10 protein-coding genes are annotated in these 12,765 nt (G+C 63.4%); 3 read left to right on the top strand and 7 right to left on the bottom strand.

Annotated elements, in window-relative coordinates; all coding sequences use genetic code 11:
- Window positions 1-1,266, bottom strand: coding sequence for a metallophosphoesterase family protein (locus tag K8M09_RS06125; RefSeq protein ID WP_160784779.1), 1,266 nt, complete (start codon window positions 1,264-1,266; stop codon window positions 1-3).
- Between the two features lie 270 nt (window positions 1,267-1,536).
- Between K8M09_RS06125 and K8M09_RS06120 the strand changes: the two genes are divergently transcribed.
- Window positions 1,537-2,004, top strand: coding sequence for a MarR family winged helix-turn-helix transcriptional regulator (locus K8M09_RS06120; protein WP_229342175.1), 468 nt, complete (start codon window positions 1,537-1,539; stop codon window positions 2,002-2,004).
- 79 nt (window positions 2,005-2,083) lie between these two features.
- Here the strand turns inward: K8M09_RS06120 and K8M09_RS06115 are convergent, their stop codons facing one another.
- The 3 genes from K8M09_RS06115 to lon form a co-directional block, all read right to left on the bottom strand.
- Window positions 2,084-4,276, bottom strand: a complete 2,193-nt coding sequence (locus K8M09_RS06115) for an esterase-like activity of phytase family protein (RefSeq protein WP_160784781.1) — start codon at window positions 4,274-4,276, stop codon at window positions 2,084-2,086.
- Window positions 4,277-4,454: 178 nt separating this feature from the next.
- Complete coding sequence (gene hupB / locus K8M09_RS06110) at window positions 4,455-4,730, bottom strand: DNA-binding protein HupB (protein ID WP_023516583.1); 276 nt, start codon at window positions 4,728-4,730, stop codon at window positions 4,455-4,457.
- 182 nt (window positions 4,731-4,912) lie between these two features.
- Window positions 4,913-7,336, bottom strand: coding sequence for an endopeptidase La (lon, locus tag K8M09_RS06105; RefSeq protein WP_160784782.1), 2,424 nt, complete (start codon window positions 7,334-7,336; stop codon window positions 4,913-4,915).
- 372 nt (window positions 7,337-7,708) lie between these two features.
- Here lon and K8M09_RS06100 point away from each other — a divergent pair, with 372 nt between their 5' ends.
- A complete protein-coding gene (locus tag K8M09_RS06100; RefSeq protein WP_160784783.1) occupies window positions 7,709-8,086 on the top strand; it encodes a YgiW/YdeI family stress tolerance OB fold protein in 378 nt (125 codons plus the stop codon).
- 36 nt (window positions 8,087-8,122) lie between these two features.
- On the opposite strand, the gene clpX is transcribed toward K8M09_RS06100, so the two are convergent.
- The 3 genes from clpX to clpP form a co-directional block, all read right to left on the bottom strand.
- Window positions 8,123-9,400, bottom strand: coding sequence for an ATP-dependent Clp protease ATP-binding subunit ClpX (clpX, locus tag K8M09_RS06095; protein WP_160784784.1), 1,278 nt, complete (start codon window positions 9,398-9,400; stop codon window positions 8,123-8,125).
- Window positions 9,401-9,672: 272 nt separating this feature from the next.
- Window positions 9,673-10,029 carry an MmcQ/YjbR family DNA-binding protein gene (locus K8M09_RS06090; RefSeq protein ID WP_160784785.1) on the bottom strand — a complete coding sequence of 119 codons (357 nt, stop codon included), beginning with the start codon at window positions 10,027-10,029 and terminating at the stop codon, window positions 9,673-9,675.
- 23 nt (window positions 10,030-10,052) lie between these two features.
- Entirely contained in the window at window positions 10,053-10,685 is a 633-nt protein-coding gene (gene clpP / locus K8M09_RS06085) for an ATP-dependent Clp endopeptidase proteolytic subunit ClpP (RefSeq protein ID WP_160784786.1), read from the bottom strand.
- Window positions 10,686-10,972: 287 nt separating this feature from the next.
- Between clpP and ggt the strand changes: the two genes are divergently transcribed.
- Window positions 10,973-12,724, top strand: coding sequence for a gamma-glutamyltransferase (gene ggt / locus K8M09_RS06080; protein WP_160784787.1), 1,752 nt, complete (start codon window positions 10,973-10,975; stop codon window positions 12,722-12,724).
- Window positions 12,725-12,765 lie beyond the last annotated feature (41 nt).

The raw sequence follows: 12,765 nt of genomic DNA, 5'->3' as shown, positions 1-12,765 counted from the left end.
CTATGCCCTCCCGCTCTCGCCGCCGAGGCGGGCAAGCACGGCGTCGGCGCCGTGAAGGGCAAGCTCCGCGAGCAGCGCTTCCTCCGCCGCCTCGTCCGGCGCAAGCAGGCTGCGCGCCTCCCGGGGAAGCTGGCGCAGGAGATCGCCCAGCGTCTCGCGCAGTTCCTCGCGGTAGGCGTGGCTTGCCGCAACATCGTCATGCATCAGGCGGCCCAGTTCCGCCAGCGGGCCGGCATCGGCCTCCGTAACGGCCTGCGGCTGGACCACCGCCAGCTCCACCGCCTCGATCCAGCAATCGCCGAGCGAGGCGGCAAGGTTCTGCAGTTCGCCGGAAAGCAGGTCCTCGTCGCGCCGCAGCCGCCAGCCAAGCGGCGTCGTTCCCGTCAAAGACAGGCGGGCGACGAGATGCGCACCGGCGGCGGCTTTCGCCGCGCCAAGGGCGGTCTCGACGCGGTCGAGCATGCCATGCCAGTCCTCGATGCCGGAAAGATCGACGGAAAGCCGCTCGAAGACCGCGATGGCGACGGGGCGCTCCTCGCAGGAGATCGTGCCGTCCTCGGCGACGGTGGCGAGCGTCACGCTCTTCGGCCCGCCCTCGTTGATGTCTCTTCCCTGCGGATTGCCGGGCATGACGATCCATGGGGCCTGCGAATGCACCCGGCGCTGGTGGATATGGCCGAGCGCCCAGTAATCGAAGCCATGCGCCGCAAGGTCGGAAATGCCGACCGGCGCATAGGGATCGTGACGGCTCGCACCGGCAAGGCTGGTGTGCATGAGGCCGATATTCACGGCATCCGGCACCGGCGCGCGGAAGGCCGGCAGCAGCGAGTTCGGCGCGTGCGGCTGGGCGAAGCTGATGCCGTGGACGTGAACCTCCCGGCCACTCGCAAGCGCGCCCGCCTTCACCGGCTTGCCGCGCCCGTCGAAGACATGCACGTTCGGCGGAAAGGTCAGTTCGCGCGTGATCTGCGACTGCGCATCGTGGTTGCCGCGGATGATGAAGACGCGGATGCCCGCCGCCTCCAGCCGCCGCATCTCCGCCATCAGGAAGAGCGCGGTCGCCATGGAGGTCTGCGAGCCATCGTAGAGATCGCCCGCGACAATCACCATATCCACCTCTTCGGCGATGGCGAGATCGACGATGCGCTCCAGCGCCTTGCGCGTCGCGCCGCGCACGAGATCGCCGAGATCGGCATTGCGCAGGGCGAGCGAGGCGAGCGGCGAATCGAGATGCAGGTCGGCTGTATGGATGAAGCGGAAAGGCATGGCCGGACCATCGCCTCCGCCCTTCTCCGGGTCAATGCTTGCAGCAGCATCCGGCAAGACGCGGGCAGGTTATGCAGGAAAGAATCGCCCCTTACCGCAAAAGCGAAAGAAGAGACGGGAAAATCACGCCGGGACCCCGCCCGTCGCATTTACAGGTATCGTTCAATATCTATGATCGAGAACAGCGAAATACATCACGATCATTTGACATGGTCCCTCATAATACCTATATTTCCCCTCATGAATAGCACGATAGAAATCTCCCAAGGCATGTTCAAACTCTACCATCAGGTGAGCCGCCTGGTGAATGAGTGCATGATGGACGAAGGCGTGTCGCTCGCCCGCAGCAAGTTCCTGCTTCTTCTGGAATGCCAGGGACCGCAGCGGTCGACGGATATCGCCTGCGCGCTTGGTTTCGCACCCCGCACGGTGACGGAAGCGATCGACGGTCTGGAACGGGACAAGCTCGTCATGCGCGAGCCGGACCCGAAGGACCGCCGCGCCAAGATCGTCTCGATCACGGATATGGGCCGGACGGTCATTTCGGCCGCCCAGCAGCCGCAGCACAAGACGATCGAGGCGATCTTCAACGTCCTCACCGACGACCAGAAGCAGCATATGAAGGAAATCATCCGCTGTCTCAGCGAGAAGACCGAAGAGCTGCAACGGGAAAGAGACCAGAACGCAGGCGACCCGTCCGCGGCGGCATCCACGCGCTCCCTGCAGGCCGTCGGCTAAGCCGGGCCGCAACAGAACAGAAAAGGCCGGGACCTCACGATCCCGGCCTTTTCATTTGCGGCACGCGTCCTCCGGCACATTACATCGCGTTGATCGGGCCGATGCCGAAGAACAGCGTTTCACCCGAGGAATCGTCGACCCCGTCATTGTCGGTCACGACATAGCCATTGCCGGCGGCATCGATGGCGAAGCCCTCCACCTTGTCGACGACATAGCCATTGGTGGCCTTGAGGTTCGGAATGAGGTCGCGGACCTCCTCCTTCTTCACGACCGGAAGGTCGCCGCCGAGCTTGGCGGGCTTCAGGTCGGCAAGCGCGACGCGGTAGAGCTTCTTCAGCTTCGCGGCTTCGCCGATGAGGTTGTCGCGCTCGATGATATAGGCATGATCGCCGTTCGCGCTGATTTCCGAAAGGCCGACCCAGCCGCTTTCCGTCTTGTCGAGCGGATAGCGCACCGCGCCCCATTCCTTGTCGGAAGGCTTGTAGGAGACAAGTTTCACGAAGCCCTTATCGTCGTCGCCCCATTCGCGCTGCATCGCCATCCAGAGCACCGTGTCGTCGCCTTCGCCGACGCGGGTGATGCCTTCGAAGCCGAAGCGCTTTTCACCGGCGCGCAGCTCGGCGGGAATGGCGATTTCCTTGTCGATCTCGCCCTTTTCGTTCACGTGGATGATGGCATGGGCATAGAGCTTGTCGGCATCGCCCTCGTTGGCGAGCCAGAAGCCGCCCTCGCCATCCGGCGTCAGGCCTTCGCTGTCGAGTTTTTGCGCTGGAGCCCCGTTGCGGGTAATGCGCAGGGCATCGACGATCTTCGCCGGCTTGGCCGTTGCATCGATCGTGAAGATCGTCGGCTGCGCGGCGTAGAAGGAATCGTTGACGGCATAGAGCATGCCCGGCTTGTCCTTGACGGGAGCAAGGCCCGAAAGCGCGCCGAAGCCGATCAGCTCGCCGTCCTTCTCGCCGGAGACGATCTGCGGATAGGCAGCCTCCCCTTCCGCGCGCTCATAGATCATGACATGCGAGCGCGCGCCGCCGTCCTCGACAAGATCGGCTTCGTTGGCCGTCACGAGGAGATTGCGGCCCGGAATGGCGACCGCGCCTTCGGGCGCGATGCCCGAGGGCAGGAGCTGGAGAAGCTCAGGCTCCGCGCCGGTATCCTTGTAGACGCCGACGATGGAGGCGCGCTCGGCCAGAACGAAGAACAGGTTGTCCTCGCCGAATTTCGCCGCTTCCAGACCTTCCGGCTCGACGCCCTTCTTGTTGCGCTTGTCCGGGTAGTGGCCGATCTTCGCAATCTCGCGCTCGAAGGCCGCGCCGTTCTCGTAGAGAACCTTGCCCTGCTTGTCGAAGATGGTGAAGCCGCGGGCGCCGCCCTTCCAGTCGCCTTCATTGGCGACGACGAGGCGGTCGTCGTCCAGCCACTTCACGGCGTCCGGCTCGCGGGCGATTTCCTCGACCTTGCCGGTGAACTTCAGCGCACCGTCCTTTTTGGTGTCGACGCCTTCAAGACTGACGGTGCCGGCGGAGAAATGGCTCTTCACCGCGCCGGTCCTGCCATCGACGATGACGATATGGTTGTTCTCCTGCAGCGTGACGGCAACTTCGTCGAGGCTGTTGAAGGAGACGAATTCGGGTTCCGGGTCTTCGCCGGCAACCTCGGCAAGGCCCGTCAGGGCGACGTGCCGGATCGAGCCGCAATCGACGACACCATCCTTCAGCGACAGCAGAACGAGATCGCCCGCGGGCATCTGCGGCAGGTCGCCGTCATTGACCTCTTCGTCCCGCTCGTTCTCGATGGCGATCGCGGCAAGGGTCTTGTCCTTGTTGAGCGCGATGGAATCCGGTTGGCCGCCGAGATCGCAGGTCGCTTCGATTGCCTTCGAAGCGACGTCGACCTGGGCGAGAATGCCGGACGGCTTGACGAAGCTTTCGCGCGTGTTGACGGCGACAAGCGCCTTGCCGGCGGCGAAGGCCACGGAGGTCGGCTCACCGTCGAAGGCGACGGAACCGCCGGCCTTCGGGGCCTTCGCATCGGTGATGTCGATGAAGCCGACCGCCTTGTTGGGGCTGTCGGAATAGACGAGCGTGTTGCCGTCCTCGGATGCGGCGATGATTTCCGACGAACTCGGCGTCGCCCGGTCCACGCCTTCCGGCAGGTTACCGGCAACGGCGAAGGATGCGATGCGGTTGAATACAGGCTCGGCGCTGGCGGCAGGGGCCACCGATGCGGCGAGAACCGCTGCCAGCGCAGCGGTGAGCGAACGGGTCTTCATGAATGCCTCCGGAATCCGGTCGATTGGAACCCGGCGGTTCTGAGGCCTTCGTGTTACAGCCGCATGACAATGCGCCCGCACGTCCCCGCAAATAAAAAGGGGTCCGGAAAACCGGACCCCCGACCCTGAATTTCAGGATTGGCGGCGGAGTGGATAACCGCTCTGCCCGAACTGAGGATCAGCCGTTGACGGCGTCCTTCAGGCCCTTGCCGGCCGAGAACTTCGGCACGTTGCGAGCCGGGATCTCGATCTCGGCGCCGGTCGAAAGGTTGCGGCCCTTCGAAGCTTCGCGACGCGACACGGAGAAATTGCCGAAACCGACGAGACGAACGTCGCCGCCGTTCTTGAGTTCGCCCTGGATCGTCTCGAAAACGGCGTCGACAGCAGATGCTGCGTCCGTCTTGGAGAGGCCGGACTTCTCAGCCACTGCGGATACGAGTTCATTCTTGTTCATGTTTCCACCCCTTTCTTACGGTTTGAAACGACTCATACAAGTCGGGGGCAGAATACGCATCGGCCTTCGCCTCGCAAGAATATTTCGCCCGGAAAGCCTGAGAATCCGGGGGTTACACACGCTTTTCAACGAAAAAGACCGGCGCGAAGGCCGGTCTTTCACAGTTTGGCGTCCAAAAGAGCCTAGTGCGCGATGGCGCCAGCGCCGTCGTCGGTCGATTCGACCGGCGGGACCTTGGCCGCTTCAAGCGTGCCGTCCCACTCGATCGGCTCGGGCCGGCGCAGCAGCGCATGCTCGATCACCTCGCCCATGCGGGAGACCGGAACGATCTCCATGCTGTTCTTCACATTGTCCGGAATGTCCGCCAGGTCCTTGGCGTTCTCTTCCGGGATCAGCACCTTCTTGATGCCGCCGCGAAGCGCTGCGAGCAGCTTTTCCTTGAGACCGCCGATGGGCAGAACCCGGCCGCGCAGCGTCACTTCGCCCGTCATCGCGATGTCCTTCGAGACCGGGATGCCGGTCATGATGGAAACGATGGCGGTCGCCATGGCGATACCGGCCGACGGGCCGTCCTTCGGCGTCGCGCCTTCCGGCACGTGCACGTGGATGTCCGTCTTGTCGAAGCGCGGCGGCTCGATGCCGAAATCGACGGCGCGCGAGCGGACATAGGATGCCGCCGCCGAAATCGATTCCTTCATCACGTCCTTCAGGTTGCCCGTGACCGTCATGCGGCCCTTGCCACCCGGCAGGCTGACGCCTTCGATGGTGAGCAGCTCGCCGCCGACTTCCGTCCAGGCAAGACCCGTGACGACGCCGACCTGATCCTCGCGCTCGGCTTCGCCGTGGCGGAAGCGCGGAACGCCGAGGAAATCGTGGATGTTCTCCGCCGTGACCTCGACCTTCTTCGCCTTGCCCTTGATGATCTCGGTCACCGCCTTGCGGGCGAGCTTCATCAGTTCACGCTCGAAGTTACGGACGCCCGCCTCGCGGGTGTACTGCTGGATGACCGCCATCAGCGCGCCGTCGGTGACCGAAAATTCCTTCGGCTGCAGCGCGTGGTCGCGGATCGCCTTGGGCAGCAGGTGCCGCTTGGCGATTTCCAGCTTCTCTTCTTCCGTGTAGCCGGCGATGCGGATCACTTCCATGCGGTCCATCAGGGGCGCGGGAATGTTCAGCGTGTTCGCCGTCGTCACGAACATGACGTTGGACAGGTCGTATTCGACTTCCAGGTAGTGATCCATGAAGGTCGAGTTCTGTTCCGGGTCCAGCACCTCCAGCAGGGCCGAAGACGGGTCGCCGCGGAAGTCCATGCCCATCTTGTCGATCTCGTCAAGCAGGAAGAGCGGGTTGGACTTCTTCGCCTTCTTCATCGACTGGATGACCTTGCCGGGCATCGAGCCGATATAGGTGCGGCGGTGACCGCGGATTTCGGCCTCGTCACGCACGCCGCCGAGCGCCATGCGGATATATTCGCGGCCGGTCGCCTTGGCGATCGATTTCGCGAGCGAGGTCTTGCCGACGCCCGGAGGGCCGACGAGGCACAGGATCGGACCCTTGATCTTGGTCGAGCGGGCCTGCACGGCGAGATATTCGACGATGCGCTCCTTGACCTTGTCGAGACCGAAATGATCCTCGTCGAGAATCTTTTCCGCAGCGTTGAGGTCGGTCTTGATCTTCGACTTCTTGCCCCACGGAATACCCGTCAGCCAGTCCAGATAGTTGCGCACGACCGTGGCTTCCGCCGACATCGGGCTCATCTGGCGCAGCTTCTTCAGCTCGGCATCCGCCTTTTCGCGGGCCTCCTTGGAGAGCTTGGCCTTGGCGATCTTCTCTTCCAGTTCGGCCATCTCGTCGCGGCCGTCCTCGCCGTCGCCGAGTTCCTTCTGGATCGCCTTCATCTGTTCGTTGAGGTAGTATTCGCGCTGGGTCTTCTCCATCTGGCGCTTGACACGCGAGCGGATGCGCTTTTCGACCTGCAGAACCGAGATTTCGCCTTCCATGAAGCCGAGCGCCTTTTCGAGGCGCAGCTTGACGCTGGTCGTCTCGAGCATTTCCTGCTTCTCGACGATCTTTATGGACAGGTGCGAGGCGACCGTGTCGGCGAGCTTCGAGTAATCCTCGATCTGGCTCGCGGCACCGACGACTTCCGGCGAAATCTTCTTGTTGAGCTTCACATAGTTCTCGAACTCGGAGACGACCGAGCGCGACAGCGCCTCGATCTCGACCGGGTCCTCCTCCGGCTCGGGCAGCACATGGGCCAGCGCCTCGTAGAACTCCTCGCGATCGGTATAGCCGTCGATCTCCGCGCGGGCGCGGCCCTCGACCAGAACCTTGACGGTGCCGTCGGGCAACTTCAGGAGCTGGAGAACATTGGCGACGGCGCCGATGCGGTAGATGGCGTCGGTCTCCGGATCGTCGTCGGAAGCGTTGATCTGGGTGGCAAGCATGATCTGCTTGTCGGTGCCCATGACCTCTTCCAGCGCGCGGATCGACTTTTCGCGACCGACGAACAGCGGCACGATCATGTGCGGGAACACCACGATGTCGCGCAGGGGCAGGACCGGGAAGGCCGTGGAATCGTGCGGCGCAGACGTCTTTTTCGTCATGTCATTTCCTTTCAAACGTCCCGTTTCCGGGAACCGGTCCTGTCGGTGCTTGGGGCACCGGGCCGGCGATCTTTTCCATCCACAAGTGGCGTGCGGCAAACGCATTTTCAAGCCCGGCGCCGGGGTGCCCCACCCCGCGCCGAACAAGACGAACCAACATGGGAAGTCTAGTCTTCCGCGCTGTCGCGGAACTTACGGCCTTCCCCCGGCATTCATTGCCGGAGCATACGCAGAACAGAATCGAAGTCTTCCATAATCGCGCGGCGCGGCGCGTTTCGCAACGGCCGATATGCAGCGGGGCCGCCAAGGGTGTGGACCCGAATGGCCCGTACCGGCATTATGCCCGATTGCAAGCAAACTCAGGAGTCGCAAATGTCGAAACCCGTCTTCGCCACCCTCGCCATCCTTCTCGCCCTTCCCGCCGGGGCCGCCCTGGCGCAATTCACCGGCCCTTCGGATGTGCAGCAGGGCGGAGATGCGAAATATCCGGCCATGACCGTCGAGGCCATCAAGGCCGGCGCCGAGGACGAAACGAAAGCGACGATCGAGGGAAGGATCATCCGCAAGCTGGCGGACGAGGAATATCTCTTTGCGGACGATACGGGTGAAATCCGGGTCGAGATCGACGACGACGACTTTCCCGCCCAGCCTGTCTCGGAGACCACCCGGGTGCGGCTGCAAGGCGAGGTCGATACCCATCGCGTCAAGGAAACCGACTTCGACGTGGATCGTATGACCATCATCGAATGACGGTCGAAGCCCTCCCCTTTCGGGGAGGGCTTTTCTTCAGGCCGAAACGTTGGCCTTCTCGTCGGTGCGCTCGGAATAGATGTAGAGCGGACGGGCCGAACCCTTCACCACCTCGTCGGAGATGACGACCTCGCGAACGCCTTCCAGCGTCGGCAGTTCGAACATCGTGTCGAGCAGGATTTTTTCCATGATCGAGCGAAGGCCGCGCGCGCCGGTCTTGCGGACGATCGCCTTGCGGGCGATCTCGCGCAGCGCGTCCTCGTGGAAGGTCAGTTCGACGTCTTCCATCTCGAACAGGCGCTGGTACTGCTTGATCAGCGCGTTCTTCGGCTCGGACAGAATCTGGATCAGCGCATCCTCGTCGAGGTCTTCCAGCGTCGCCAGAACGGGCAGACGGCCGATGAATTCCGGGATGAGGCCGAACTTTACCAGATCTTCCGGCTCCAGATCGCGCAGGACTTCGCCGACGCGGCGATCTTCCGGCGAGCGGACCGTCGCGCCGAAGCCGATGGAGGTCTTCTCGCCGCGGGCGGAGATGATCTTGTCGAGGCCGGCGAAGGCGCCGCCGCAGATGAACAGGATGTTCGTCGTATCGACCTGCAGGAATTCCTGCTGCGGATGCTTGCGGCCACCCTGCGGGGGAACCGAGGCAACCGTGCCTTCCATGATCTTCAGAAGCGCCTGCTGCACGCCCTCGCCCGACACGTCACGGGTGATGGACGGGTTGTCGGACTTGCGCGAGATCTTGTCGACTTCGTCGATATAGACGATGCCGCGCTGCGCGCGCTCGACATTGTAGTCGGCCGCCTGCAGCAGCTTCAGGATGATGTTCTCCACGTCCTCGCCCACGTAACCGGCTTCGGTCAGCGTCGTGGCGTCGGCCATGGTGAAGGGCACGTCGATGATGCGGGCGAGCGTCTGGGCGAGATAGGTCTTGCCGCAGCCCGTGGGGCCGACCAGCATGATGTTCGACTTCGCCAGTTCCACATCCGAGCCCTTGGCGGCATGCGCCAGACGCTTGTAGTGGTTGTGCACCGCGACCGACAGGATGCGCTTGGCCTGCTGCTGGCCGATGACATATTCGTCGAGGACCTTGATGATATCCTGGGGCGTGGGAACGCCGTCGCGGGATTTCACCATCGAGGTCTTGTTCTCCTCGCGGATGATGTCCATGCACAGTTCGACGCATTCATCGCAGATGAACACCGTCGGTCCGGCAATCAGCTTGCGGACCTCGTGCTGGCTCTTGCCGCAGAAGGAGCAGTAAAGGGTATTCTTGGAGTCGCCGCCGTTGCTGCCGCTGACCTTGCTCATATCACTTTCCTTCCAGCACGCCGCCCATCCCTCGCAAGATGGCCGGACCACTCAAACCGCCCTTGTCGGAAGCGCTTGCGCCCTTCAAAGGCTCCAGGGGTACTGACCGGCCCGGGCGACGCCCTTGAACCGATTGCAACGCATTCCCCGTCTAAACACCGAATGCTATGCCGTTACAAATCAACATAGCATTAACGGCCAATATTACCGGCTTTGTGGCGAGGATAAAGCCCCGCGATCATTACAATCGCGTAAGGCCCTTCACACTCCCGTCACAAGCCGAGATCGGCGCGAGCCTTGCGCGTCAACTTTGCCGCCACCAGACCGTGGCTTTCCAACAAATAGTCGCACAGGGCCGCATCATCAACCGATTCGCCCGTCTGCCGCTGGATCCACTTCATGCCGCGCGAGGCAAGATAGGGCGCCGGGCGGCACCCCGGCTGCTCGCGCAGAATGTCGTAGGCGAGTTCGGACACCTTGAACGTGACCCCAAGCCCTTCCGCCTCGCTCCATCCGGCGATGGCGAACACCTTGTCGCCGACCTTCCAGACATGCGCCCCGCCCCATTGCACGACATGCGTCGTGGCGGGGAGCGAAGCACAGAAGGCGTTGTAGTCGTCGAGTGTCATCGGACCCCGCAGCGCAATCGGGATTACGTGGCGTCGGGCCCCTCGATCACTTCGCGGCTCGTGATGACCCGGTCGACCAGACCCCAGTCCTTCGCCTCGTCGGCGCTCATGAAGTGGTCGCGGTCGAGCGTCTGCTCGACTTCCTCATAGGTGCGGCCGCAATGCTTGACATAGACCTCGTTCAGCTTGCGCTTCATCTTGAGGATGTCCTTGGCATGGCGCTCGATATCCGATGCCTGGCCCTGGAAGCCGCCGGAGGGCTGGTGGACCATGATGCGGGCATTCGGCGTGGCAAAGCGCATGTCCTTGTGGCCGGCGGCCAGCAGCAGCGAGCCCATGGAGGCGGCCTGACCGATGCAGAGCGTCGATACGGCAGGCTTGATGAACTGCATCGTATCGTAGATCGCCATGCCCGAGGTCACGACGCCGCCCGGCGAATTGATGTAGAGCGCGATTTCCTTCTTCGGGTTTTCAGCCTCGAGGAAGAGAAGCTGCGCGCAGACGAGCGTTGCGATATGATCCTCGACGGGACCCGTCAGGAAGATGATGCGTTCCTTCAGGAGGCGCGAATAGATGTCGTAGGAACGCTCGCCGCGGTTGGTCTGCTCGACGACCATCGGCACCAGAGCCATGGCGGTATCTACGGGATTTCTCATATCAATCCTTCATCTCAAGTGGCCCTGAAACCCTCGCCAAGCGTTGGGAATCAGCAAGTTTCGTCTTCCCTACATAGAGTGTCAGGGTATCGGACTTCAAGACGGCCCCACGTTTTGCGAGGCTCTATGCGAGAATGCGGTTAACTCACGCAACGGCAGACAAGGATTTCCACAAGCCGGGCGTCGACCCAAGTGGCGGCAGGGTGAAGAAAGGGTGAATTCCCCATCCGCCTTGCCTCCACCGCGTAAATGCCTGCACTATATCCGCCCCAGCGGAGGCAATCACGATGAAACGATCCCTCGTCGCCCTCGGGCTTTTCCTGCTGACCGCCACGGTTGCGCCCGCCCAGCAGGCTTCGGACACCATTGCGCCCGAACGCGCGACCGGCCTTGCGGCGGCGAAGGTCGTCACGGCGCGCGAGCACATGGTCGCCGCCGCGCATCCGCTGGCGGCGCAGGCCGGCGAGAAAATCCTTGCCGAAGGCGGCAGCGCCATCGACGCCATGGTCGCCATCCAGACCGTGCTCGGCCTCGTCGAGCCGCAATCCTCCGGCCTCGGCGGCGGCGCGTTCCTCGTCTACTACGATGCGGCAGCAAAACGCATCGTCACGCTCGACGGCCGCGAGACGGCGCCGATGGATGCCACGCCCACGCTCTTCCTCGACGACAAGGGCAAGCCGATGGAGTTCTTCGACGCCGTCGTCGGCGGACGCTCGGTCGGCACGCCCGGCACCGTCATGCTGATGCAGGAGGCGCACAAGCGCTGGGGCCGCAAGGACTGGAAAGACCTCTTCACTCCCGCAGAGACGCTGGCGCGCGAGGGTTTTTCCGTCTCTCCCCGCCTCGCCAGCCTTGTCGCCGCCGAAGGCGACCGCCTGAAGACCTTCGAAGCGACGGCGTCCTATTTCTTCGGCGCCGACGGCGCGCCGATCAAGGCCGGCGCCGTGCTCAGGAACCCAGCCTATGCCGAAACGCTCGCGGCCATCGCCAAGGGCGGCGCCGACGCCTTCTACACAGGCCCCATCGCGGAGGCGATCGTGGATACCGTGCGCATGTCCGGCAAGAATGCCGGCGTGCTGTCGCTCGCAGACCTTGCGAACTACCGGGTAAGGGAACGGCAGCCTATATGCGCCCGCTACCGCGCGCTCGATATCTGCGGCATGGGACCGCCCTCCTCCGGCGCGGTCGCCATCGGCCAGATGCTTGGCATGCTGGAGAATTTCGACCTCAAGGCGCTCGGCAGGGACAATCCCGAAAGCTGGCGGCTGATCGGCGACGCGCAACGCCTCGCTTTCGCGGACCGGGGCCGCTACCTCGCCGACACCGATTTCGTACCGGCCCCGATCAAGGGCCTCCTCGCAAAAACCTATCTCGGCGAGCGGGCGAGACTGCTCGACGGCGACAGGGCGCTCGGGACCGACGCGGTAACGGCCGGCGAGCCGGAATGGGACCATGCCCTCAACTTCGGCCGCGACGCCGCCATCGAACTGCCCTCCACCAGCCATTTCGTCATCGTCGACAGGGACGGCAATGTCGTCTCCATTACGACCACCATCGAGAACGGCTTCGGCTCGCGGCTGATGACGGGCGGCTTCCTGCTCAACAACGAGCTCACCGACTTCTCCTTCGAGACGCATGACGAGGGCGTGCCCGTCGCCAACCGCGTCGAACCCGGCAAACGCCCCCGCTCCTCCATGTCGCCGACCATCGTGCTGAAGGATGGAAAACCGCTGCTCGCCATCGGCTCGCCCGGCGGCAGCCAGATCATCGGCTATGTCGCCCAGGCGCTCATCGCCTATATCGACTGGGGCATGGATGTCGGCGAGATCGTCGCCATGCCCCATCTCATCAACCGCTTCGGCCCCTATGACCTGGAAGCCGGCACCGACGCCGAAAAGCTGGCCGAACCTTTAAAGGCGCTCGGCTTCGAGGTGCAGGCCCGCGACTTGAACTCCGGCCTGCACGCCATCGAACTGACGGCAGACGGCCTCAAGGGTGCCGCGGACCCGCGGCGGGAGGGCGTGGCGGTCGGACAGTGACGCGGCTGTTGAACGCGGATCGTCCCGCTTTCCCGGCAGGG

The organism is Shinella zoogloeoides (genome assembly GCF_020883495.1).
Lineage (GTDB): Bacteria > Pseudomonadota > Alphaproteobacteria > Rhizobiales > Rhizobiaceae > Shinella > Shinella zoogloeoides.
Note: the sequence above shows the minus strand (reverse complement) of the source record. Positions and strands in the feature narration are given on the sequence as shown.

Bases quoted from the DNA above. Each gene is read 5' to 3' on its own strand.
- lon (WP_160784782.1), bottom strand. From the start codon at position 7,336: ATGACGAAAAAGACGTCTGCGCCGCACGATTCCACGGCCTTCCCGGTC.
- hupB (WP_023516583.1), bottom strand. From the start codon at position 4,730: ATGAACAAGAATGAACTCGTATCCGCAGTGGCTGAGAAGTCCGGCCTC.
- K8M09_RS06125 (WP_160784779.1), bottom strand. From the start codon at position 1,266: ATGCCTTTCCGCTTCATCCATACAGCCGACCTGCATCTCGATTCGCCG.
- K8M09_RS06120 (WP_229342175.1), top strand. From the start codon at position 1,537: ATGTTCAAACTCTACCATCAGGTGAGCCGCCTGGTGAATGAGTGCATG.
- K8M09_RS06100 (WP_160784783.1), top strand. From the start codon at position 7,709: ATGTCGAAACCCGTCTTCGCCACCCTCGCCATCCTTCTCGCCCTTCCC.
- K8M09_RS06090 (WP_160784785.1), bottom strand. From the start codon at position 10,029: ATGACACTCGACGACTACAACGCCTTCTGTGCTTCGCTCCCCGCCACG.
- clpX (WP_160784784.1), bottom strand. From the start codon at position 9,400: ATGAGCAAGGTCAGCGGCAGCAACGGCGGCGACTCCAAGAATACCCTT.
- K8M09_RS06115 (WP_160784781.1), bottom strand. From the start codon at position 4,276: ATGAAGACCCGTTCGCTCACCGCTGCGCTGGCAGCGGTTCTCGCCGCA.
- clpP (WP_160784786.1), bottom strand. From the start codon at position 10,685: ATGAGAAATCCCGTAGATACCGCCATGGCTCTGGTGCCGATGGTCGTC.
- ggt (WP_160784787.1), top strand. From the start codon at position 10,973: ATGAAACGATCCCTCGTCGCCCTCGGGCTTTTCCTGCTGACCGCCACG.